22 protein-coding genes, 1 tRNA gene and 1 pseudogene are annotated in these 23195 nt (G+C 67.6%); 13 read left to right on the forward strand and 11 right to left on the reverse strand.

Annotation, left to right across the window (positions count from 1 at the left end; translation table 11 throughout):
- Nucleotides 1–21: 21 nt before the first annotated feature.
- Together G6N46_RS13550 and G6N46_RS13555 are read right to left on the reverse strand one after the other, a co-directional pair.
- The gene (locus tag G6N46_RS13550) at nt 22–711 is read right to left on the reverse strand and encodes a haloacid dehalogenase type II (RefSeq protein ID WP_174814133.1); all 690 of its coding nucleotides are present in this window, start codon (nt 709–711) and stop codon (nt 22–24) included.
- A 14-nt stretch (nt 712–725) separates the two neighbouring features.
- On the reverse strand, nt 726–1598 hold the full coding sequence (locus G6N46_RS13555) for an alpha/beta fold hydrolase (protein ID WP_138248092.1): 873 nt from the start codon (nt 1596–1598) through the stop codon (nt 726–728).
- A 378-nt stretch (nt 1599–1976) separates the two neighbouring features.
- Here G6N46_RS13555 and G6N46_RS13560 point away from each other — a divergent pair, with 378 nt between their 5' ends.
- Nucleotides 1977–2483 (forward strand): DUF417 family protein, encoded by a 507-nt coding sequence (locus G6N46_RS13560; RefSeq protein WP_138248091.1) that lies wholly within the window; start codon nt 1977–1979, stop codon nt 2481–2483.
- Between the two features lie 56 nt (nt 2484–2539).
- Here the strand turns inward: G6N46_RS13560 and G6N46_RS13565 are convergent, their stop codons facing one another.
- The 5 genes from G6N46_RS13565 to G6N46_RS13585 all read right to left on the reverse strand — a co-directional run bounded on the left by G6N46_RS13565 (nt 2540) and on the right by G6N46_RS13585 (nt 6807).
- Nucleotides 2540–3499: a Ppx/GppA phosphatase family protein gene (locus G6N46_RS13565; RefSeq protein ID WP_138248090.1), complete on the reverse strand. Its 960-nt coding sequence runs from the start codon at nt 3497–3499 to the stop codon at nt 2540–2542.
- Nucleotides 3490–3981: a DUF501 domain-containing protein gene (locus tag G6N46_RS13570; RefSeq protein ID WP_138248089.1), complete on the reverse strand. Its 492-nt coding sequence runs from the start codon at nt 3979–3981 to the stop codon at nt 3490–3492. Before G6N46_RS13570 ends, G6N46_RS13565 begins: the two co-directional genes overlap by 10 nt.
- Nucleotides 3974–4669 carry an FtsB family cell division protein gene (locus G6N46_RS13575; RefSeq protein ID WP_135355189.1) on the reverse strand — a complete coding sequence of 232 codons (696 nt, stop codon included), beginning with the start codon at nt 4667–4669 and terminating at the stop codon, nt 3974–3976. Before G6N46_RS13575 ends, G6N46_RS13570 begins: the two co-directional genes overlap by 8 nt.
- Nucleotides 4670–4692: 23 nt before the next feature.
- On the reverse strand, nt 4693–5982 hold the full coding sequence (gene eno, locus G6N46_RS13580; RefSeq protein ID WP_138248088.1) for a phosphopyruvate hydratase: 1290 nt from the start codon (nt 5980–5982) through the stop codon (nt 4693–4695).
- A 99-nt stretch (nt 5983–6081) separates the two neighbouring features.
- Entirely contained in the window at nt 6082–6807 is a 726-nt protein-coding gene (locus G6N46_RS13585; RefSeq protein WP_138248087.1) for a lytic transglycosylase domain-containing protein, read from the reverse strand.
- 193 nt (nt 6808–7000) lie between these two features.
- On the opposite strand from G6N46_RS13585, the gene efeU reads away from it, so the two are divergent.
- Genes efeU through efeB form a run of 3 tightly spaced genes read left to right on the forward strand, consistent with a single transcriptional unit; the run spans nt 7001 to nt 10354 of the window.
- Nucleotides 7001–7897 carry an iron uptake transporter permease EfeU gene (gene efeU, locus G6N46_RS13590; protein ID WP_138248086.1) on the forward strand — a complete coding sequence of 299 codons (897 nt, stop codon included), beginning with the start codon at nt 7001–7003 and terminating at the stop codon, nt 7895–7897.
- Nucleotides 7894–9054: an iron uptake system protein EfeO gene (efeO, locus tag G6N46_RS13595; protein ID WP_138248085.1), complete on the forward strand. Its 1161-nt coding sequence runs from the start codon at nt 7894–7896 to the stop codon at nt 9052–9054. The genes efeU and efeO overlap by 4 nt, the downstream gene beginning before the upstream one ends.
- Nucleotides 9055–9082: 28 nt before the next feature.
- A complete protein-coding gene (gene efeB / locus G6N46_RS13600; RefSeq protein WP_163692756.1) occupies nt 9083–10354 on the forward strand; it encodes an iron uptake transporter deferrochelatase/peroxidase subunit in 1272 nt (423 codons plus the stop codon).
- On the opposite strand, the gene G6N46_RS13605 is transcribed toward efeB, so the two are convergent.
- Nucleotides 10327–10614, reverse strand: coding sequence for a hypothetical protein (locus tag G6N46_RS13605; protein WP_138248083.1), 288 nt, complete (start codon nt 10612–10614; stop codon nt 10327–10329). The two genes, efeB and G6N46_RS13605, sit on opposite strands and share 28 nt — an antisense overlap.
- Nucleotides 10615–11101: 487 nt before the next feature.
- On the opposite strand from G6N46_RS13605, the pseudogene G6N46_RS29070 reads away from it, so the two are divergent.
- Nucleotides 11102–11182: pseudogene (locus G6N46_RS29070) on the forward strand (alpha/beta hydrolase); the annotation flags it as partial.
- On the opposite strand, the gene G6N46_RS13610 reads toward G6N46_RS29070, so the two are convergent.
- Both G6N46_RS13610 and mfd read right to left on the reverse strand, forming a co-directional pair.
- Complete coding sequence (locus tag G6N46_RS13610; protein ID WP_138248082.1) at nt 11170–12117, reverse strand: nucleoside triphosphate pyrophosphohydrolase; 948 nt, start codon at nt 12115–12117, stop codon at nt 11170–11172. The pseudogene G6N46_RS29070 and the gene G6N46_RS13610 sit on opposite strands and share 13 nt — an antisense overlap.
- Complete coding sequence (gene mfd, locus G6N46_RS13615) at nt 12114–15767, reverse strand: transcription-repair coupling factor (protein WP_061010667.1); 3654 nt, start codon at nt 15765–15767, stop codon at nt 12114–12116. The genes G6N46_RS13610 and mfd overlap by 4 nt, the downstream gene beginning before the upstream one ends.
- Before the next feature lie 107 nt (nt 15768–15874).
- Between mfd and G6N46_RS13620 the strand changes: the two genes are divergently transcribed.
- Nucleotides 15875–17122 (forward strand): diaminopimelate decarboxylase family protein, encoded by a 1248-nt coding sequence (locus tag G6N46_RS13620; protein WP_060999250.1) that lies wholly within the window; start codon nt 15875–15877, stop codon nt 17120–17122.
- A gap of 23 nt (nt 17123–17145) precedes the next feature.
- Here G6N46_RS13620 and G6N46_RS13625 read toward each other — a convergent pair whose 3' ends face one another.
- Entirely contained in the window at nt 17146–17739 is a 594-nt protein-coding gene (locus tag G6N46_RS13625; protein ID WP_020099104.1) for a TetR/AcrR family transcriptional regulator, read from the reverse strand.
- Nucleotides 17740–17824: 85 nt separating this feature from the next.
- Here G6N46_RS13625 and G6N46_RS13630 point away from each other — a divergent pair.
- The 7 genes from G6N46_RS13630 to G6N46_RS13660 all read left to right on the forward strand — a co-directional run bounded on the left by G6N46_RS13630 (nt 17825) and on the right by G6N46_RS13660 (nt 23190).
- Nucleotides 17825–17896 (forward strand) — tRNA-Gln (locus G6N46_RS13630).
- Between the two features lie 66 nt (nt 17897–17962).
- The gene (gene glmU, locus G6N46_RS13635; protein WP_133427952.1) at nt 17963–19408 is read left to right on the forward strand and encodes a bifunctional UDP-N-acetylglucosamine diphosphorylase/glucosamine-1-phosphate N-acetyltransferase GlmU; all 1446 of its coding nucleotides are present in this window, start codon (nt 17963–17965) and stop codon (nt 19406–19408) included.
- 103 nt (nt 19409–19511) lie between these two features.
- A complete protein-coding gene (locus G6N46_RS13640) occupies nt 19512–20492 on the forward strand; it encodes a ribose-phosphate diphosphokinase (protein ID WP_060999253.1) in 981 nt (326 codons plus the stop codon).
- A complete protein-coding gene (arsC, locus tag G6N46_RS13645) occupies nt 20492–20830 on the forward strand; it encodes an arsenate reductase (glutaredoxin) (protein ID WP_138248081.1) in 339 nt (112 codons plus the stop codon). The genes G6N46_RS13640 and arsC overlap by 1 nt, the downstream gene beginning before the upstream one ends.
- Nucleotides 20827–21486, forward strand: coding sequence for an LpqN/LpqT family lipoprotein (locus tag G6N46_RS13650; RefSeq protein WP_138248080.1), 660 nt, complete (start codon nt 20827–20829; stop codon nt 21484–21486). The genes arsC and G6N46_RS13650 overlap by 4 nt, the downstream gene beginning before the upstream one ends.
- Before the next feature lie 24 nt (nt 21487–21510).
- Nucleotides 21511–22380 (forward strand): oxidoreductase, encoded by an 870-nt coding sequence (locus G6N46_RS13655; protein ID WP_138248079.1) that lies wholly within the window; start codon nt 21511–21513, stop codon nt 22378–22380.
- A 141-nt stretch (nt 22381–22521) separates the two neighbouring features.
- Nucleotides 22522–23190 carry a 50S ribosomal protein L25/general stress protein Ctc gene (locus tag G6N46_RS13660; protein WP_138248078.1) on the forward strand — a complete coding sequence of 223 codons (669 nt, stop codon included), beginning with the start codon at nt 22522–22524 and terminating at the stop codon, nt 23188–23190.
- Nucleotides 23191–23195: the final 5 nt, after the last annotated feature.

Raw genomic sequence — 23195 nt, forward strand, 5'->3', positions numbered from 1 at the left:
TCTGAATAGGCCAGGCAGTCGCTACTTTTCGAATGCGTCGGTCAGTTGCTGCGCCAGATCGATGAGGTCTCGCGCGACGAAGTCCGGTTGGTGAACACCCTCGGCACGCAGCGGCGCGTTGCCTGCACGGGCGACGAACGCGCCGCGAAACCCGCCGGCCTGCGCACCGATGGTGTCCCAGGCGTGCGCGGCGACCATCAGGCACGCGGCCGGCGGCACTACGAGCTCTTGTGCGGTGTGTTGGTAGAGCAGCGTGGCGGGCTTGAATGCCCGCAATGTATCGACGCTGAGCTGGCGCTCGAAATAGCCTGCCAGGCCGGCGTTTTCCAACGGGGTAGGGTGCCCCGGACGGGACGGGGAGTTCGTCAGAGCAACCAACCGATACCCGTCGTTCCGCAGTTGCGAAAGCCCTTGTGCGACATCAGGATGTGCGGGCATGGTCGCCATCCGGCCGCTCAGAGCCGCAACATCGTCAGCGCTCAACTGGACGCCGTGGATCTCGCCGAGCATCTGCAACGTGGCCTTTCCGAGGGAGAAGAAGTCGAGGTAACAGTCCGACATGGTCACAGTCATCGAGTACGTGACGAGCAGGCCGAACCACTCCCTGAGAACGTCGCGATCACCGAAGAACTCGGCGAAATAGGGCGCCAAGGCCTCGATGTCGATGAGCGTTTCGTTGACGTCGAAGACGAGCACCTCGGGTCGCTCCAGGACACGCGTGCCGCTCATTTCGCCGCGACCCGATGGAGGAAGTCCTTGACCAGACCGGCGACTTCGTCTGCCGCGGTTTCCAGCAGGAAATGACCACCGTCGAGCAGGTGGATTTCGGCGTCACGGGCATCTCGCCGAAAGGCCAGGGCACCCTCTGGCGCGAAGATCGGGTCATGCCGGCCCCACACGGCCAACACCGGGACGCCACTGGTGCGCAAGTACTCGTGCAAGCTGGGGTACATCGGCGGATTGGTGACGTAGTCGCGGAACAGGGTGAGCTGAATTTCGTCGTTGCCGGGCCGAGACAGCAGGGCGCTGTCCAGGGTCCAGGTATCGGGGCTCACCCGAGTTTCATCGGGGGCACCCGTGAGGTATTGCCATTTGACCGATTCGAGTTCCAGTGCGGTACGGATGGCCGCCTCCGTCTGCGGGGTCTGCTCGCGCTGGTAGTTCCAGACGGTCTCCCAGAAGCTTTCGATGAATCCTTCGTCGTAGCCGTTGCCGTTCTGGGTGACGATCGCGGTGATGGCGTCGGGACGACGCAACGCGAGCCGCCAGCCGATCGGTGCGCCATAGTCCTGGACGTAGATCGCGTAGCGGGCCAGACCGAGCCGATCCAACAGTCCTTGCGTGAGGTCGGCGAGGGCGTCGAAGGTGTACTCGAATTCTGACGCCGTTGGCATATCGGAGTATCCGAAGCCCAGATGATCAGGGGCGATGACGTGGAAGTCGTCGGCCAGGCGCCCGATGAGGTCGCGGAACATGTACGAGCTGGTGGGAAACCCGTGCAGTAGCACGATCGCGGGCGCATCGTGGCGCCCGGCCTCTCGGTAGAACAGTCGACGCCCTTCGACGACGGCGTGGAGGTGTCGTACCGGAACCGTCATGACCAACTCCTTGAGGTGAGGTGACTGGTTACAAGCTAAGCAGCAACAATCTAACCTGTCAATACGTATTAAACGGTTAGATTATTCTGATGACCTCTGGCCCCACGCCAAGTTTCTTTAACGAATCTTCAGGCGGCGCGGCCGATTCCGGCGATTTCCACAGCCATACTTGGTGGTGTCAGGCTGACGACTTACCCACGGTCGGCAGCGTGCCCAAGCCACAACCACACCGCCGGCACACCAATGCAATTGCCGCAGCCAGCCGCATCACAAATGCGAAACCCCACCAGGGGTCTCGATGCTGCCCAAATGTGCAGTGAACAACTCAGCTGGTGGGTCGACGGTTCGCGATCCCCGATCACATGAAAGGCACAATTCATGACTGCCAGCTCGCCGGCCCCACCTCGACTCGACCAGCACGCCCGGCGCGTCAAGCGGCTCGGTCACGTCGTCAGCCGTTATGGGCTGGTGCTCGTGCTCGCCTGGATCGGATTCGGCAAGTACGTCAAGATGGAATCCAGGGTGCTCATCGAACATAGCCCGCTCATAAGCTGGATTTACGACTACCTGAGTGCCACTGCAGTAGCGCGCAGCCTCGGAACATTGGAAATCATTGCCGCAGTACTGATCGCTGTTCGCCCATGGTGGCCCCGCGCGTCGGCAGCAGGCAGCGCACTCGCGGTAGTTCTGTTCGTCGGCACCATCAGTTTCCTGTTCACGACCCCGACTGTGGTGGCAACGCACGCTCTCGGATTGCCTGTCCTTTCGGGGATGCCGGGCCAGTTCTTGCTGAAGGACCTCGTCCTCATCGGTGTGTCGATCTGGACATTGGGCGATTCGCTCGGCGCACCGTCATTGTCAGCGGCCGACCGAAACGCCGGTTGATGACTTGAATCGATCGCCGATATTGCGTCTACAACCGCGGTCTCGGCGCGCAGAGGTCAGACCGACAGCGCGATGCCGTCCAGGATGTCGTGCTCGCTGACCACCAAGTCCGTGATGCCCGCCCGCTGACCGAATTCGCGGGCCAATTCCTCGACGACAATCGCGCCGCCGCCGATCACCGGCACCCGGCCCGGATGCATGGGGCCGAGTTCGGCGCGTTGCGCCCGCGGCATCGCGATCAGCTCATCGCACACCTTCACGACATCGGGAATTCCGATGCGGGACAAGTGAATCACCTGGGAGTCGTACTCCGGTAGCCCCAGTGCCAGCGCGGCCACCGTGGTGAAAGTGCCGGCCACGCCGACCCACGTCCGGGCACCTTCGATGGGCACGACAGCCAACGCCTCGGACAGTTTCTCGCGCACCACGGCACGCGCGGCCGCGACCTCGTCGGCGGTGGGTGGGTCGGTCTGCAGGCAGCGCTCCGTGAGACGCACGCAGCCGATGTTGGCCGAGAAACTGGCCACCACGTCCGCGACCTCCGCACCGGACCCGCCGAGCACCACCTCGGTCGAGCCACCACCCAGGTCGACGACCGCGAAAGGCCCTGTCGCCGGGTCCAATTCACCGACGGCACCACGGAACGACAACGCCGCTTCCTCGGTCCCGGTGATCACCTCGGCCACCGCCCCCGGCATCACGCGACCCAGCTGACGCGCGGTCATGGCGAAGAACTCGTCACGGTTGCCGGCGTCGCGAGCCGCGGAGGTCGCGACCATCCGTACCTTGGTCACGTCGTGCGCCAGCATCGTCTCGACGTAGTCGGTCAGTGCCGCTTCAGTTCGAGCAAGCGCGGCAGGCGCGAATTCGCCTGTGGCGTCGACACCTTCGCCGAGGGTGACGATCCGCATCTCGCGGTGCACGTCCTGCAACCGGCCGTCGACGACGTCCGCGATGAGCAGACGGATCGAATTCGTACCGCAATCGACCGCCGCAACGCGCGAACTCACACCCACACCTTCGGATCCAGAATCCCGGCCATCGCCGGTTCGACTGCCAACAATGCCAGTGCCTCATCACCAAAGGGGTTGAGACCCGGGCCTTTTGCCAACGAATGTGCCATCACCACGTGCAGGCACTTCACGCGGTCGGGCATACCGCCGCCGGAGAACGTCGTGCCCAGCGACTCGATGGCGTCGCGCTCGGCCAGGAACGACTCGTGCGCGCGCCGATACGCCGCCGCCAATTCTTCGGAAGCCTGCAGGCGTTCGGTCATGTCCTTCATCAGGCCCGAGGACTCCAGCCGGCTGGCCGCCGCGGTCAGCGCCGGGTGCGTCAGGTAATACAAAGTGGGAAAAGGGGTTCCGTCAGGCAGCCGCGGTGCGGTCTTGACCACACCGGGCTCGCCGTTGGGGCAGCGGTAGGCGATCTCCAGGACGCCACGCGGTTCCCGCCCTAGTTGGGCCGCAACGGCTTCGAGATCAGCAGCGTCAACCACCGGGCGGCGCCTGGGGTGCGGGCAGATCGGTCGGGGGCACGTCAGGATCCGGGGTGACGCCGTCCGGGCCGGGCGGGACGACGGCCGGAGCCGGCGTCAGTCCGTGCGGCTGATCGGCGATGGTGTGCCACAATGCGGTGTACCAGGGCTGGTTGCTCTTCGCGGTGGGCGACGGCGCGGGTGCGACGGGTGTCGTGACGGCGCCGGGAGGCAGCTGCACCTGATACGGGATATCCCCCGGCATCACGAAGCCCAACCGCTCACGGGCCTGCGCGGCGATGTACACCGGGTCGGCCAGCTTCACCTTCTGCTGCTCCAAATTGGCTATCTGCGAACGTAATTGGGACTCGGCGGTGGCCAACTGCTGCATCTCCGTGCGCTGCGCGAAGAAGGTGCGGACCGGCCCGGCGATGGTCAGGGTCAGCACGCACACCACGACGGCGAGGATCGCCGCGCGTCGCGCCGCCGACCCCAGCCGCTGCTCGGCATGGTGCTCGACCGACTCCGCATAGGCCTGCCGGATGGGCTCGGTGACCGGAACCGGCAGGTTGTCCGGGACGCGCCGCGGCTCGGCCTTGGGCCGGTTACCGGCCTTGGCCGCCGACGTGCCGGCCCCGGCACGCCCCCGCTTCGCCTCGCCGGGTTTGGCGGGGCGAGAGGCGGGGGAACGCCGTTTGGGATCGGCCATGTCGAAAGATCAGACCCGCGAAACTACTTGGCTTCCACCGCGAAACGCGGGAACGCCAGGTCGCCGGCGTACCGCGCGGCGTCACCGAGGGTCTCCTCGATGCGGAGCAGCTGGTTGTACTTGGCGACGCGCTCGCTGCGGGCCGGGGCGCCGGTCTTGATCTGGCCACAGCTGCACGCCACGGCCAGGTCGGCGATGGTGGTGTCCTCGGTCTCGCCACTGCGGTGGCTCATCATCGACTTGTAGCCCGCCGCGTGCGCGAGGGCGACGGCGTCCAACGTCTCGGTGAGCGTGCCGATCTGGTTGACCTTCACCAGCAGCGCGTTGGCGGCGCCCTTCTCGATGCCCTCTTCCAGGCGCTCCGGGTTGGTGACGAACAGGTCGTCGCCGACGAGCTGGACGCGGTCACCGATCGCGGTGGTCAGCGCGACCCAGCCGTCCCAGTCGTCCTCGGACAGCGGGTCCTCGATGGACACCAGCGGGAAGGAATCGAGCAGTGAGGCGTAGAACTCGGCCATCTGCTCGGCGGTGCGGGTCTGCTTCTCGAAGGCGTAACCCGTTCCGTCGGTGTAGAACTCGGTGGCCGCGACGTCCAGCGCCAGCGCCACGTCGCTGCCCAGCTTGAGGCCGGTGGCGTCGATGGCGGTGCTGATCAGTTCGAGCGCGGCGTGGGTGCCGGCGACGTCGGGAGCGAAGCCACCCTCGTCACCGAGGCCCGTCGCCAGGCCCTGCTTCTTGAGCACCGACTTGAGCGAGTGGTAGACCTCGGCGCCCCAGCGCAGCGATTCCTTGAAGGTCGGGGCGCCGATGGGGGCGACCATGAACTCCTGGACGTCGACGCCGGTATCGGCGTGCGCGCCACCGTTGAGGATGTTCATCATCGGCACCGGCAGGATGTGGGCGTTCGGGCCACCGATGTAGCGGAACAGCGGCAGGCCGGCGGAGTCGGCGGCGGCCTTGGCCACGGCCAGCGAGACGCCGAGGATGGCGTTGGCGCCCAGGCGCGACTTGTCCGGGGTGCCGTCCAGGTCCAGCAGCGCCTGGTCGATGATGCGCTGGTCGTCGGCGGCCTGGCCGATGACCGCGGGCGCGATCTCGTCGAGCACGGCCTCGACGGCCTTCTCGACACCCTTGCCGAGGTAACGGGCGCCGCCGTCGCGCAGCTCGACAGCCTCGTGCTCACCGGTCGACGCACCCGACGGCACCGCCGCGCGAGCGAAGGTTCCATCGGTCAGAGCGACCTCGACCTCGACCGTCGGATTACCCCGAGAGTCGAGAATCTCGCGGGCTCCGACCTGTTCGATGATTGGCACTTGGGTCTCCCTTTGGCGTCACGGACTCGTGCGAACGCCCATCAGCCTAAACGGTGCCAGGGTGTGAAGTGCGTCAGCTACCGGTAGCTATTCGCAGACCTATCTCTGATGCCCGTTCGCGTACGCCGTCGCCCAGTCCCGCACCGCGCGGGCGTAGTCGTCGGACAGGTTGTAGGCGTACAGCGCGTCCATCCAGCCGTGCGGGCTGGACAGATCCTTGCCGCGGTAGCAGAGATAACCCGCCGCCGACAGCGCGGCGTCGTCGATGTTGTCGGGGCTGGCGAACCCGGTGTTGTTGGCGTCGACGCCGTACAACCGCCAGGTGTCCGGGATGAACTGCATCGGCCCCATCGCGCGGTCGACGGCGTCGTCGCTGTCCATACCGCCGGAGTCGGTGTCCGGAATCCGCAGGTTGTTCATGGTGCCGTCGAGTGGCACGCCGCGAATCGGGGGCGTGACGTCACCGTTCGGGGCGATGGTCGCGCCACGGTAGGTGCCGTGGTGACTTTCGACCATGCCGATGCCGGCCAGGGTCGTCCACGCGATGTGGCACTTCGGGTTCTCGACCTCGGCCACGCGCGCGGCGTACCCGTAGGCCTCCAGGGCCATGACCGGAATGCCGAGAGGTGGGGCCAGATGCTCGGCCCAGTCATGCAGCTGGTCCGCGCCCCGCCCCTTCACGTGGGTGTTGATCGGGGGCACGGCGGGCCCGGGCGGCGGCGGTACTCCGCGCAGGTAACCGGGTTGAAATGAGCAGCTCGAGGCCATCAGGAGCGCCGTCGCGGCGACAACAGCGCTCGCCCGCAGCCATCGCGCTCGCAACACCGGTACTCCCCTATACCCAGAGATTTCGACGGATTCGTCGTCCCGTCATCGTCGCATGCCGGGCTGAGTGCGCCCCGAAGCGCAAGCTTTCCGGCACGGAGGTACGACGGTCGCTCATCCGCTGATAAGGTTGGCTTGCCTTCCTTTGGCAAGGCAAACCTGTGTTGCCGTTTAGTCTATCTAAGGATTGCGGATGACCACCACTTTCGCGGTCTCGACATCGCTGGTCGCCGCCGGCCCCGGCGTCTCCTCACAGCTATTTGGCAGCTTGCTGATCGGGCTTCGCGAAGGCCTGGAAACTGCGATCGTCGTCACCATCCTCATCGCCTTCCTCGTGAAGTCCGACCGCCGCGACGCCCTCAAATGGGTCTGGCTCGGCGTCGCCGCCGCCATCGCGATGACCATCGGCGTGTTCCTCTCCATCCAGCTCAGCGAGAACACCATCTCCGGCCTGGCGGCCGAGGCCATCGCCGGCGTCGCCTCCCTGGTGGCGGTGATCATCGTGACGACCATGGTGCTGTGGATGCGCAAAGCCGCCGCCACCATCTCCGGCGAGCTGCGCAGCGACATGGCGCGCGCCCTGGAGACCGGCGGCATGGCCGTTGCCACGCTCGCGTTCCTGGCCGTCGGCCGCGAGGGCGTCGAAACGGCCCTGTTCATGGTCGGCTACGCCAACGCGTCCACCGCATGGCCGCTGGCCGGACTCGTGATCGGCCTGCTCATCGCCGTCGTCGTCGCGTACGGCATGTACGCCGGCGCGGTACGGATCAACCTGGCCAAGTTCTTCAAATACACCGGCGCGTTCCTCGTCGTCGTCGCCGCGGGCATCCTGTCGTACGCCGTCCACGCGCTGCAGACCGTCGGCTGGCTGCCCGGCCTGGGCGCCAAGGCCTTCGACATGACGGGCGCCTTCAACTGGTCGTCGTGGTACGGCCAGGTGATCCAGGGCGTCTTCAACATCAGCCCCGCCCCCTCGATCCTGCAGTTCGTCTGCTGGCTGGCCTACCTTCTGGTCGTCCTGACGCTGTTCCTGCGACCTGTCGCAGCCAAACCCGCCCCTGCTGCCACCCTCGAAAGGTCCGCTAAGTGAAACTCGCTGCCCTCAACGTCAAGACCGGCGTGGCCGCCTCGGCGGCCCTGCTCGCCGGCCTGACCGCGGTCTCCGCGTGCACCTCCAAGTCGGACGAGAACAAGTCCGCCTCCGGCGAGATCACCGTGACCGCCTCCGACGACGCCTGCAAGCTGTCGGCGACGTCCGCCAAGACGGGCACCAGCACCTTCGTCGTCACCAACAACGGCACCAAGGTCACCGAGTTCTACGTGTACGGCCCCGGCGACAAGGTCATGGGTGAGATCGAGAACGTCTCTCCCGGCCTGCAGCGCAAGCTGATCGTGCAGCTGCCCGAAGCCGGCACCTACAAGACCGCGTGCAAGCCCGGCATGGTCGGCGACGGCATCCGCGGCGACTTCACCGTCACCGGCGACACCGTCAAGATCGACGACACCGGCAAGTTCAAGGACGCCGCGGACTTCTACAAGAAGTACGTCGTCGAGCAGACCACCGCCCTGGTGCCCGCCACCGAGGCGTTCGCCGCCGCCGTGAAGAAGGGTGACGTCGCCGGCGCCAAGGCGCAGTACCCGAAGGCGCGCACCTTCTACGAGCGCATCGAGCCCGTCGCCGAGTCGTTCCCGGACGATCTGGACCCCCGGATCGACCTGCGCGAAGCCGACGTCAAGCCGGGCGACAAGTGGACCGGCTTCCATGTCCTGGAGAAGCAGCTGTGGGTCACCGGGCTGCAGCCAGACGCGGGCGCCCTCGCCGACCAGCTGGTCGCCGACGTCAAGGAGCTCGAGGCCGGCGTCAAGGATCCGAAGTGGACCATCGACTCCACCAAGATCGCCGGTGGCGCGCAGGAACTGCTGGACGAGATCGCCAAGACCAAGATCACCGGCGAAGAAGACATCTTCAGCCACACCGACCTGTGGGACATCCAGGCCAACATCGAGGGCTCGCGCACCGCGGTCGGCTCGGTGGACCCCATCCTCGACGAGCGCAACCCGCAGCTGGGCAAGGACGTCGACGCGGCCTTCGAGAATGTCCAGAAGCTGCTGGACAAGTGGCGCCAGGGCGACGGCTTCATCTCGTACGACAAGGTGACCGAGCCTGAGCGGCAAGAACTTTCGCGCGCCGTCGACGCCTTGAGCAAGGAGGTCAGCGAGGTGCAGGGTGTCGTCGCCAAGCAGTGAGCCCCAGCCGGCGACCACTGAGCCGACCGTGACCGAGTCCGGTGGGCTCAGCCGGCGCAAGCTCTTCGGCGCGGCCGGGGTGACGGCCGCCGTCGTCGGCGCCGCCGCCACCGGCGCGCTGGCCGGCCGCTCCTCCGCGGCCGTCGTCGACAACAGCCTGCGCAACCCGGTGCCGTTCCGCGGCACCCACCAGGCGGGCATCGTCACCGCCGCGCAGGACCGGATGCATTTCGCCACCTTCGACGTCACGACGGACAAGAAGTCCGACGTCGTGGCGATGCTGAAGAAGTGGACGGAGATGGCCGAGCGCATGACGCTCGGCGAGGAGGCCGTCGCACACGGCGCCGTCGGGCTCAATCCGTACGCCCCGCCGGCCGATACCGGTGAGGCCCTTGGGCTTTCGCCTTCCGCGCTGACCCTGACCATCGGTTTCGGCCCGACGTTCTTCCGCAAGGACGGCAAGGACCGGTTCGGCATCGATGGGCAGCGGCCCGCGCACCTGGTCGACCTGCCCAAGTTCCGCAACGAGACGCTCGACCCCAAGCGCTGCGGCGGTGACATCGTCGTGCAGGCCTGCGCCAACGACCCACAGGTCGCGGTGCACGCCATCCGCAACCTGGCCCGCGTCGGGTTCGGCACCGTCGCCGTGCGGTACTCGCAACTCGGGTTCGGCCGCACGTCGTCGACCACCGTCACGCAGTCCACGCCACGAAACCTGTTCGGGTTCAAGGACGGAACGAACAACCTGAAGGCCGAGGACACCTCGGCCATCGACCAGCACGTCTGGGTCGGCGCCGGCGACGGACCGGCCTGGATGACCGGCGGCGCGTATCTGATCAGCCGCCGCATCCGGATGCTCATCGAATCGTGGGACCGCACCGTGCTCGCGGAGCAAGAGCGCGTGATCGGGCGACAGAAGGGCAACGGCGCACCCAACGGCTACACCGACGAGTTCACCCCGCTCGACTTCGAGAGCAAGGGCGCCGACGGCGCGCCGCTGATCGACGTCGACTCGCACGTGCGGTTGGCCTCACCCGAGGCCAACAAGGGAGCGAAGATTCTGCGCCGCGGGTACAACTTCACCGACGGCTCAGACGGTTTCGGCCATCTGGACGCGGGCCTGTTCTTCATCGCGTTCGTCCGCAACCCGGCCGAATCGTTCATCCCGATGCAGAAGTCGTTGTCCGACAACGATGCCCTCAACGAATACATCACGCACACCGGCAGCGGCATCTTTGCCTGCCCACCGGGTGTGCGTGACGGTTCGTCGGACTACTGGGGATCGACGCTGCTCGGCTGAGCATCGGGCTGCTCAGCGGTGCGGTAGCGGTTGTAGAACGCGAGCGACGCGACCGCTGCGGCGCCGCCGATGACACCCCACAGTGCGATCTGGAAGACCAGCGAGCCGAACAGGAAGTCGTAGGTCATGGTCAGGTACAGCGACCAGGCGACGCGGTAGCCCGACCAGAAGGCCAACAGGCCGGTGCTGATCGCGATGATCAGGCTCTGCTGACGGTCGAAGCGGTTGACGTGCTGTTCGATGGCGGCGGGGAGCTTCATGGTGATTCCTTCCTCAGGTTTCTCGGACGCTCGTCGGTCGGCGTCGTTGGAGCAATCACACCGGGGCCCGGCGGCTACCGATCCCAAGTTCTGGTTGGGGCGGTGGGCATCGCGAGGGTGCACACAGATCGCAGATCTGGCCAGATGCATGCTCTGGCTGCACATTCGCGGTAGCCCGTACACACTCGGTCGGCGTGTCGTCTCTCTTGAGCTGCCGTCCGCAGCGGCCGGCGACCTCACACCGGGTTCCGACAATTACCTCTTCTACCTCTTCGCGCCCGCAGGGCCGGCGAGCGGCTGAAGCGCACAGTCAATGTGGCCCGACGTTGAGTGTGCGCGGGAGCAGACAAAGTTCGAGTGGCGAGCAGCTGGGACGCACGATCAATTGCAACCCAGTATTGACTGTGCGTGGGCGCTCAGAAACTTCGAGTAGCGAGCTGCTGGAATGCACGGTCAACGGTTCGCTGGTGTGGTGCGGAACGTGAGCGACGCCAGCCACGCGTCGCTGGCTTCACAGGCGGTGGCGGTAGCCGACCTTATCGACGAGGCCGCGACTCAGTCAGCCTGAGCCGGCCAGTGCTCCCGCCACTCGTCCTCTGACACCGCACCCAGCGGCGCCGCATCCAATTCCACCGCCACTTCGTCGCCGCGGCGGGCGGCGACGATACGGCGCTCGGCCTCGCGGACCGTGTCGATGAATTCCAGAGCGACTGTACGCAAAGCGCTTTCGGCGTCGATGTCGGCCGACACCGTCACCGCAGTCAGCCCGGCCGGAAGCAGGTCGGCGGGCAGCCCGGCTGCGTTCGCCCGTTCAAGAAGCTTCTGCGCCAACGCCAGCGCCGGCAGCGCCGTCGGCACCTCGTCCATGCACGACGTCCGTGCCGCCTTCTCCAGCGCCTTGCGCTCTTCCCACTGGGCGATCTGGTCTTCCAGCGAAATCTCTTGTCCGGCAAGTACTGCCGGCACCCGGTTGCCCAGCTTACGAATCAGGGTGTCGGCGACGTCGTCGATGCCGAACGGGTGTAGCGGCGCGTCTTCGGCGATGCGGGCGTGAAACAGCACCTGCAGCAACACATCTCCGAGTTCCTCACGGACGTCGTCGGCGTTACCGCCGCGGACCGCGTCGAACAATTCGTAGGTCTCCTCCAACAGGTACCGGCGCAGCGAGTCGTGCGTCTGCTCGCTCTCCCACGGGCCGTTGGTGCGCAGCTTGTCCATCATCGTGACGGCGTCGATGAGCCGCTCGCCGGGCTGCGAACCATCTGCCGCGATCAGTTTCTCGCCGGCCGCGAGCCGGGCCCGCACCTGCGGATGCTCCGGGTCGGAGGACAGCAGCACCGGTGCCGGGTTGTCGGCGTCGCCGTACGCCGGCCGGCCGGCCGGCAACGACCACGGCACCTTGACCGGTAGTTCCTCGGTGTACTGCACGTCGCCGGTGAGCAGGACCAGAGCGTCGATCGGCATCAGCGAGGGGCGGCGCGGATCGACCAGGACGACCGTCACTTGGACTGCCCCGATTCTCCCACTGCGCTACCTCCCAGGTCAGTGATGTCGACTTCACCTGCCGCTTTCCCGTCGAGCACCAGCAGCAATCCGGCCACCGCGCGGGCCAGCTCCAGATCACGGATGCGGGGCGCGCCGACCCCGGCACCTGCCCGCGGAATGGGAATCTGGACCGTCGACGTGGTGGCCCGGTACGTCGCGCCGGGATACATCCGCTTGAGCCGCAGCTGCCCCGAGTCCAGGAGCGTCAGCGGCGTCAGACGGATGGTCGAGTCCGAGATCGCGGACACCTCGGTGACGCCGTACTCACGGCACAACAGCCGCAGGCGCGCCACCGCGACGAGGCGCTGCGCGGGTTCGGGGAGCGGTCCGTAGCGGTCCACCAACTCCTCGACGACAGCCGCCACGGCCGCGTGATCGGACGCCGCAGCCAGCCGGCGGTAGGCCTCGAGCCGCAGCCGGTCGCTGGCGATGTAGTCCGGCGGCAGGTGGGCGTCGATCGGCAGGTCGACCCGCACCTCCTTCGGTTCCTCCACGGCCGCAATGGTTTTCCCGTCAACCGCGGCCCGGTAGGCCTCGACGGCCTCACCGACGAGCCGGACGTACAGGTCGAAGCCGACGCCCGCGACATGCCCGGACTGCTCGACACCCAGCACATTGCCGGCGCCGCGGATCTCGAGGTCCTTCATCGCGACGGCCATACCGGCGCCCAGGTCGTTGTTCTGCGCGATGGTGGCCAGCCGGTCGTGCGCGGTCTCGGTGAGCGGAACCTCGGGCGGGTACAGGAAGTACGCGTAGCCACGTTCGCGGCTGCGGCCGACGCGGCCCCGCAGCTGGTGCAGCTGCGACAGGCCGAAGGTGTCGGCCCGCTCCACGATCAGCGTGTTGGCATTCGAAATGTCAAGGCCCGTCTCGACGATCGTAGTGCACACCAGGATGTCGTACTCGCGGTTCCAGAAGCCCTCGACGGTCTTCTCCAGCATTTCCTCGGGCATCTGCCCGTGCGCCACGACGACCCGCGCCTCGGGCACCATCTGACGCACCCGCGCGGCCGCGTTGTCGATCGACTTCACCCGGTTGTGGATGTAGAACGCCTGCCCGTCGCGCAGCAGTTCACGCCGCAGCGCCGCGGCGACCTGCTTGTCGTCGTGTGGCCCAACGTAAGTCAGCACCGGGAAGCGTTCCTCGGGCGGCGTCAGGATCGTCGACATCTCCCGGATACCCGCGAGGCTCATCTCCAGCGTGCGCGGGATCGGGGTGGCGCTCATGGTCAGCACGTCGACGTGGGTGCGCATCGACTTGATGTGCTCCTTGTGCTCGACACCGAAGCGCTGCTCCTCGTCGACGATCACCAGGCCGAGGTCTTTCCAGGTGACGCCGGTCGCCAGCAGTCGGTGCGTGCCGATCACCACGTCGACCGAGCCGTCCTTCAAACCCTCGACTACCAAACGGGATTCGGCGGGATCGGTGAACCGGGACAGGCCCTTGACCGTCACCGGGAACCCGGCCATGCGGGCGGTGAAGGTCTGCAGGTGCTGGTCGGCCAGCAGCGTCGTCGGCACCAGCACCGCGACCTGCTTGCCGTCCTGCACGGCCTTGAACGCCGCGCGGACCGCGATCTCGGTCTTGCCGTAGCCGACGTCACCGCAGATGACGCGGTCCATGGGGACCGGCTTCTCCATGTCGGACTTGACCTCGGTGATGGCGGTCAGCTGGTCCATGGTCTCGGTGAAGCCGAACGCGTCCTCCATCTCGGCCTGCCACGGGGTGTCCGGCGCGAACGCGTGCCCCGGGGCGGACTGCCGCTTGGCGTACAGCGACACCAGCTCGCCCGCGATCTCGCGAACGGCCTTGCGCGCCTTGGTCTTCGTGTTGGTCCAGTCGCTACCGCCGAGCCGGCTCAGCGTGGGCTCGGTGCCGCCGACATAGCGGGACAGCTGGTCCAGCGAGTCCATCGGCACGTACAGCCGGTCGGATCCACCGCCACGTTTGGCCGAGGCGTATTCGAGCACCAGGTACTCGCGCCGGGCGCCACCGACCACGCGCTCGGTCATCTCGACGAACTTGCCGATGCCGTGCTGGTCGTGCACCACCAGGTCACCGGCCGTCAAGGCGAGCGGGTCGACGACGTTACGCCGTTTGGCGGCAAGCCTTTTGCCCTCGGTAGCTCCGGCGCGGTTACCCGTCAGGTCGGTCTCGGTGATGATCACCAGGTTGACGCCGGGCAGCACCAGACCGTCGTGCAGCGGGCCCTTGAGCACGCCGACGACACCGGGCTTTGGCACCTCACCGGGCTCCAACATCGTTGCGGCGACGTCGGATTCGCCGAGCTGCTCGACAACGCGGTGCGCGGTACCGGTACCGGGGGTCACCACCGCGGCGAGCCCGCCGGTGGCGATGTGGGCCCGGAGCATCGCGAAAATCTCCTCGAGGCTCTGCTGGCTGCGGGCCGACGGCGCGGGCCGGATGTCGACCTCCGCGGCCGACTCATTGGCCAGCTGGCTCAGCGTCCACCACGGGTGGCCACCGGCGGCCGCGGCCTCACGGACCTCCACGAAGTCCCGGAAACCCGAACCACCAAGCTGCTCAACATCAATCGGCGCGTCGCCGCCCACGGCGGCCACCGACCACGAGGCCTCCAGGAACTCGCGGCCCGTCTTGATCAGATCGGCGGCGCGGGTGCGCACCTTCTCCGGGTCGCAGATCAGCAGCGGCGCACCGGCGGGCAGCCGGTCGGTGAGCAATGCCAGTTCGCCCGGGCGCAGCACCGGAAGCAGTGCCTCCATGCCGTCGACCGGGATGCCCTCGGCGAGCTTGGCCATCATGTCGGCGATGCTGCCGGTGACCTGGTTGTCGCTGCTGGGCAGGCCCGCCCCGATCTCGGCGGCGCGTTCGCGGACATCCGCGGTCAGCAGCAGTTCGCGGCAGGGCATCGCGATCACCGTGTCGACCGCGATCTCGGGGATGGACCGCTGGTCGGCCACCGAGAACATCCGCATCTCGGTGACCTCGTCGCCCCAGAACTCGACGCGCACCGGGTGCTCGGCGGTCGGCGTGAAGACGTCGAGAATGCCGCCGCGGACGGCGAATTCGCCGCGCTTGCCCACCATGTCGACGCGCGTGTAGGCCAGCTCGACCAGCCGCGCCACGGTGTCGTCGAAGTCGGCTTCACCGCCGATGGTCAACGTCACCGGCTCGGCGTCGGTGACCCCGCCGGCCAGCGGTTGCAACAGCGACCGGGCCGTGGTGACCACCACGCGCAGCGGCGGGCCGAGGCGGGCGTCGTCGGGCCGCGCCAGCCGGCGCAGCACCGTCAGCCGGGCACCCACGGTGTCCACGCCGGGCGAGAGCCGCTCGTGCGGCAGCGTCTCCCACGACGGGAACAGCGCCACGGCGTCGCCGTGGACGGCCCGCAGTTCGGCGGTGAGGTCGTCGGCCTCGCGACCGGTGGCCGTGACGACCAGCACCGGACCGGCGGCGGCCAGCGCGGCCGCGACCGGGAGCCGCGCGCTGACCGGGCCCACCAGAGCCTGCTCGGCGACACCCTCAGCGGCCTGCCGCGTCAGTTCCTGCAGGCCAGGATCGGTGAGTGCGAGTTGGACGAGCCCCGCCAACGGGGTTTGGATCGATTGCTGCCCCGGGGAGGTCATGATGACTCCGATTGTAGTTCGCAGGACTTCGTCAATATTGGGCACCGTCCCGTCAAGGGATCGTCAACGGGGCGCTCACCGGGCGATTCCGGGCGCAGGGTGGATCCATGACACTGCTCGACATCCTGCCGTCCCTGCGGGGCGCCATGCGTCCGCGCATCGACACCACCATCTGGCCGCTGACCACCCAGGTCGACGCCTTGGGACGACTCTGCGTCGGGTCGGTCGCGCTCACCGACGTGGCCGACGAGTTCGGCACGCCCGCATATGTTCTGGATGAGGCGGACTTCCGCAAGCGGGCCCAGCACTACCGCGCCACGCTGCGCGGCGTCGAGGTCGTCTACGCCGCCCAGTCCCTGCTGACCAGGACCGTTGCCGGCTGGGTGCACGAGGCCGGCCTCGGCATGGCGGTGTGTTCGACGGCCGAGCTGGCCACGGCCCTCGCCGGCGGCATGGACCCGGCGCGCATCGTCGTCCACGGCAGCGGCAAGTCGGTCGACGAGCTGGCGACCGCCGCGGGCGCCGGCGTCGGCCGCATCGTGCTGGACTGCCCCATCGAGATGGCCTACCTGGCGGGCGTCGCGCGCCGGCGGCAGGCCGTGCTGCTGCAGGTCCGGCCCGGTGTCGACGTGCTGCCGACCGTCCGCCGGGCGCTCGCCACCCCGCAACTGCCGCTGGCCGGCCTGTACTGCCACCTCGGCACGCAGATCGCCGAACCGGAGGTGTACGTCGAGGCCGTGCGCGGTCTCGTCGACACCATGACCGATGTGCGCGCCGCCCACGGCGTCGTGCTCACCGAACTGAACATCGGCGGCGGCCACGCCATCGCCTACCGGACCGGCGAACCCGAACTCGACGTGGCGGCCCTCGCCGATTTCCTGGAAGACGCCCTCGACGCCGCCTGCGCCGCCAACCGCTTCCCCCGGCCCCGGCTCGTCGTCGAACCCGGCCGCGCGATCAGCGGCCGGGCCGGCGTGACGCTGCACCGCGTGCAGTCGGTGTCGGCCCGCACCGACGGCCGCGCCGTCGTCACCGTCGACGGCAGCCACCCGCACTCGGCGCCGGTCGCGAATTACACTGTCACCCTTGCCAATCGGCACCCGCTCGGGCCCACGCGACCCGCCACCGTCCTCGGCCGCGACGGCACCGTCATCGCCGACGACCTCGACCTGCCCGACGACGTCCACCCCGGCGATCTGCTCGCCACCGCGTGCACCGGCGCCTACCACCACAGCACGGCGTCGAACTTCACCATGACGACCCGGCCACCGGTCATCGCCGTGTGCGACCGCCGGGTCCGGGCGCTGATCCGCCGGGAGACCACGGCGGACCTGCTGCTGCGCGACTGCGGCTAGGACCCCGTCAGCCGAACGTGAACTCAGTTCTCGTGCAGCTCGGGATCCGACTCGAGATGCGTCAGGCCGTTCCACATCAGATTGACCAGGTGCGCGGCGACCACTTCCTTCTTCGGTTCGCGGGTGTCCAGCCACCACTGCGCGGACATCGACACTGAGCCCACGAGCGCCTGCGCATAGAGCGGCGCCAGCTCCGGGTCGAGCCCGCGGCGGGAGAAGTCACCGGCCAGGATCGAGCTGACCTGGTTGACCGCGTCGTTGAGCAGCGTCGAGTAGGTGCCCGAGGTAATGGCCGCCGGCGAATCCCTGATCAGGATGCGGAAGCCGTCGGTGTGCTCCTCGACGTAGGTCAACAGCGCCAGCGCCACCCGCTCGACGCGCACCCGCGACCGGTTGTTGGTCAGTGACGACGTGATGCCGTCGAGCAGCGCGGACATCTCACGATCGACGACGACGGCGTAGAGGCCTTCCTTACCGCCGAAATGCTCATAGACGACGGGCTTGGAGACGTTGGCGCGCTGCGCGATCTCCTCGATGGACGTGCCGTCGTAGCCGCGCTCGGCGAAAAGCGACTTGGCGATCTCGATGAGCTGCTGACGGCGTTCACTGCCGGTCATGCGCGCACGAGGGCTGCGCGCCCCGTTCTCCGCCGCTGCCATGGTCGCCAGCCTATCCGCTTGCATTAGAGTCTCTGGCGAGTAATCCGTCGTGGTGTAATCGGCAGCACCTCTGATTTTGGTTCAGATAGTTCAGGTTCGAGTCCTGGCGACGGAGCGAGGCTTGCCGAGCGACTATCCGTGAAGCGCTAGCAAGCGCGACCATCGGCGTAGAAAGGGCCATGTGACGACTCGAGGCGAAGCCGCTGTCATCGTCCTGGCGGCCGGGTCGGGCACCCGGATGCGCTCCGACATCCCGAAGGTCCTGCATACGCTGGCCGGCCGCAGCATGCTGGCACACGCGCTGCATGCCGTCGCCAAGGTCAACCCCACGCACCTCGTCGTGGTGGTCGGCAAGGAACGCGAGCGCGTCACCGCACATGTGCACGAGATCGCGGACGGCATCGGGCGCAGCGTCACCGTCGCCATCCAGGACGAGCAGCTCGGTACCGGGCACGCCGTCAGCTGCGGCCTGTCCGCACTGCCCGGCGACTTCGCCGGCACCGTCGTCGTCACCGCGGGTGACGTGCCGCTGCTCGACGCCGACACCCTCGCCAATCTCGTCGATACCCACGCTGCCGCGACCGCGGCGGCCACCGTGCTGACCACGACCGTCACCAACCCGACGGGCTACGGCCGCATCCTGCGCACGCAGGACCACGAGGTGATCGGCATCGTCGAGCAGGCCGACGCCACCGAATCCCAGCGCGCCATCCGCGAGGTGAACTCCGGGGTGTACGCCTTCGACGCGGCCGCCCTGCGCTCGGCGCTGAGCCGGCTGCGCTCCGACAACGCGCAGCAGGAGCTCTACCTCACCGACGCCATCTCGATCGTGCGCGGCGATGGCCAGATCGTGCGGGCCCACCACGTCGACGACAGCGCGCAGGTCTCCGGCGTCAACGACCGTGTGCAGCTGTCCGAGGTGGCCGCCGAACTGAACCGCCGCATCATCGCGGGCCACCAGCGCGCGGGCGTCACGGTCATCGACCCGGGCACCACCTGGATCGACGTCGACGTGAGCATCGGCCGCGACACCGTCGTGAAGCCGTGTACCCAGCTGCTGGGCGCCACCGACGTCGGCGCCAACTGCGTCATCGGCCCCGACACCACGCTGACCGATATGGAGGTCGGCGACGGCGCCGAGGTGATCCGCACCCACGGGCAGCTCGCGGTCATCGGGGCGGGCGCCGCCGTCGGCCCCTTCACGTACCTGCGGCCCGGCACCGAGCTGGGCGCCGACGGCAAGCTGGGCGCGTTCGTCGAGGTGAAGAACTCGAAGATCGGCACCGGCACCAAGGTGCCGCACCTGACCTACGTCGGGGACGCCGACATCGGCGAGTACAGCAACATCGGCGCCTCAAGCGTCTTCGTCAACTACGACGGCGAGAACAAGAACCGCACCACCATCGGTTCGCACGTGCGCACCGGCTCGGACACGATGTTCGTCGCACCGGTGACCGTCGGCGACGGCGCCTACACCGGCGCCGGCACCGTGGTCCGCGAGGACGTCCCGCCCGGTGCGCTGGCCGTTTCGAAGGGCGAACAGCGCAATATCGAGGGCTGGGTCGAACGGAAGCGACCCGAGTCGAAGGCCGCCGAAGCCGCGAGGAAAGCACGCGGCGAGGCCTGATCCCGACATCTGATGTTGGTAATCCGGTAACCCGGCAACGGGACAGGGTTACCGGTAAGTACGATTACGACGTATCGAGCCCCCACCGCGAAAGCAGCACACAGTGGCCACGGACTGGACCGACAACCGCAAAAACCTGATGCTCTTCTCGGGGCGCGCGCACCCCGAACTGGCCGAACAGGTCGCCAAAGAGCTCGGCATCGAGGTCACCCCGCAGACTTCCCGCGACTTCGCGAACGGCGAGATCTTCGTCCGCTTCGACGAGTCGGTGCGTGGCTGCGACGCCTTCGTACTGCAGAGCCATCCCGCGCCGCTGAACCACTGGCTGATGGAACAGCTCATCATGATCGACGCGCTCAAGCGCGGGTCGGCCAAGCGGATCACCGCGATCCTGCCGTTCTACCCGTACGCGCGCCAGGACAAGAAGCACCGCGGCCGCGAGCCCATCTCGGCCCGCCTGGTCGCCGATCTGCTCAAGACCGCCGGTGCCGACCGCATCGTCTCGGTCGACCTGCACACCGACCAGATTCAGGGCTTCTTCGACGGCCCCGTCGACCACATGCGCGGCCAATCGCTGTTGTGCGGCTACATCGGTGACAAGTACGGCGACTCCGACCTCGTCGTCGTCTCCCCCGACTCCGGTCGCGTGCGCGTCGCCGAGAAGTGGGCCGACTCCCTGGGCGGCGTGCCGCTGGCCTTCATCCACAAGACCCGCGACCCGCTGGTCCCCAACCAGGTCAAGGCCAACCGCGTCGTCGGTGAGGTCAAGGGCAAGACCTGCATCCTGACCGACGACATGATCGACACCGGTGGCACCATCGCCGGCGCCGTCAAACTGCTGCGCGAAGACGGTGCCAAGGACGTCATCATCGCCGCCACCCACGGCGTGCTGTCCGACCCCGCGGCCCAGCGCCTCGCCGACTGCGGCGCCCGCGAGGTCATCGTCACCAACACGCTGCCCATCACGCCGGACAAGCAGTTCCCGGCACTGACCGTGCTGTCGATCGCGCCGCTGGTGGCCGCGACCATCCGCGCGGTGTTCGAAAACGGCTCGGTCACCGGCCTTTTCGACGGTTCTGCGTAATGTCGCGGATTTACCACAACCCGAAATGCTCGACCTCCCGCAAGACGCTGGATCTGCTGCGGGAGAACGGCATCGAACCCGAGGTCGTGCAGTACCTGAAGACGCCGCCGACCCGGGCCGAGCTCGCGGCGATGATCAAGGCCGCGGGTATCGACGTCCGGACCGCCGTGCGTAAGCGCGAAGCCCTCTACACCGAACTCAATCTGGCCGACGCCGCCGACGAGCAGCTGCTCGACGCCATGGCCGAACACCCGATCCTGATCGAGCGACCGTTCGTCGTCACCGACAAGGGCACCCGGCTGGCCCGCCCGATCGACGCGGTCCGCGAGATTCTGTGATCCCGCAGCGGGTCGTCGGTGCGTTGCTGTCCGTTGCGACCGCCCTGACCCTCGCCGCATGCGACGCGAAAACGCCTGACTACAAGTCGATCTGGTCGACGACGCCGACCACCAGCACGACGCCGGTGGACAAGGCCAGCCTGATCCCGTTCCCCGATTACCTGAACAAGCTCGGCGTGCAGAGCAAGCAGGTCGTCCCCGATCAGCTCACCGATCTCAAGGTGACACTGCCGCGGCCGCAGGGCTGGACGGGCTACAAGAACCTCAACTACTCGCCCGGCACCGTGACGATCGCCAAGAACGACACCTATCCCCTGGCGATGCTGATGGTGTTCCAGCTGTCCGGTGACTTCGACGTCAAGGACGCCCTCAAACACTCCGACGCCGACGCGCTGCTGTCCGAGAACTTCAAGAAGCTCTACAGCTCCGGCGAGGACTTCCAGGGCTACCCGTCGGCGATGATCGAGGGCAGCTACGACCTGCACAACCGCCGGATGCAGTCGTATAACCGCATCGTGATCGCGCAGCCGTCGCCGCCGCGACCGGGGATCCACTACCTGATCCAGCTGACCGTCACGACATACGCCGAACAGGCCAAGGAGCAGGCCGGCGACATCGAGGCGATCATCAAGGGCTTCTCCGTCGGACCCAAGTAGCGGCTCGGCACTAAGCTCGCCGTCATGAGCGAATGGACCGCCGCCGACCTTCCTTCTTTCGCCGGCCGCACCGTCATCGTCACCGGCGCCAACAGTGGCCTCGGCGAGATCACCGCCCGTGAACTGGCCCGCGTGGGCGCCAAGGTCATCCTCGCCTGCCGCAACACCGCCAAGGGTGACGCCGCGGCCGCAGGCATGACCGGCGACGTCGAGGTTCGGCCCCTGGATCTGCAGAGCCTGGCCTCGGTGCGGGAGTTCGCCGCCGGGGTCGACAAAGTCGACGTCCTGATCAACAACGCAGGCATCATGGCGGTGCCCTTCTCGGTGACCGAGGACGGCTTCGAGAGCCAGATCGGCACCAACCACCTGGGCCATTTCGCCCTGACCAATCTGCTGCTGCCCAAGATCACCGACCGCGTCGTCACGGTGTCGTCCGAGCTGCACCTGCTGGGCTACATCAGCCTCAAGGACCTGAACTGGAAGTCGCGGCCGTACTCGGCCTGGCTGGCGTACGGCCAGTCGAAGCTGGCGAACCTGCTGTTCACCAAGGACCTGCAGCGCCGGCTGTCGGTGGCCGGCTCGCCCGTGCGGGCGCTGACCGCGCACCCGGGCTACTCGGCCACCAACCTGCAGGGCCACACCGGCAACGAGCTCGGCGACAAGTTCTGGCTCGCCGCCAACAAGATCGCCACACCCGCCGCCTTCGGCGCCCGTCAGACGCTGTTCGCGGCGTCGCAGGACCTGCCGGGCAACACCTTCGTCGGCCCGAAATTCGGCTTCCGCGGGCCGACCGGGCCCACCCAGCTGATCAAGCCCGCCGCCCGCTCGGCGCGCACCGCAACCGCGCTGTGGGACCTGTCCGCCCAGCTCACCGCCACTGAATTTCCGCTGTAAGGGGCCAGTCCGCTACTCTTGCTGACGATCACGGCGAGGGTCGGCCCGATTTTCGGACCACCGTTATCGACGGGAATTCAGCACAGACGTGCTCAGCCCTGGCCGTGCCACCCAGTAGATACGGCATCAGGAGCGATTCACATGGCCAAGAACGCGGCCCCCACCTCGAACAATCTGACCGCTGCGGTCCGCACCCGGACCGGCAAGGGCGCCTCGCGTCTGGCCCGTCGCGAAGGCCGCGTGCCCGTCGTCCTGTACGGCCACGGCACCGACCCCCAGCACCTCGAGATCAACGCCCACGACTTCGCCGCCGTGCTGCGTAACTCGGGTACCAACGCGGTGCTGACCCTGGACATCGCCGGCAAGGAGCAGCTCGCGCTGACCAAGCAGGTCGTCGTTCACCCGATCAAGCGCAACATCGAGCACGCCGACCTGATCGTCGTGAAGCGTGGCGAGAAGGTCACCGTCGACGTGAACGTCATCGTCGAGGGCGACGCCGCCGCCGGCACCCTGGTCACCCAGGACGCCAACACCATCCAGATCGAGGCCGAGGCGCTGTCGATCCCCGAGTCGCTGACCGTTTCGGTCGAGGGCATCGAGGCCGGCACCCAGATCCTGGCCGGCCAGGTCGAGCTGCCCAAGGGCGTCACCCTGGTGACCGACGCCGAGACCCTCGTCATCAACGTCGTCGCCGCGCCGACCGCTGAGGACCTGGACGCCGAGGGCGCCGGCGAGGAAGAGGCCGCTTCGGGCGAAGAGGCCGCAGCCGAGGGCGAGGCGGCCGAAGAGGCCGCTGCCGAGTCGGAGTAGTCCGC

This window comes from Mycolicibacterium phocaicum (genome assembly GCF_010731115.1).
Classification (GTDB): Bacteria; Actinomycetota; Actinomycetes; order Mycobacteriales; family Mycobacteriaceae; genus Mycobacterium; species Mycobacterium phocaicum.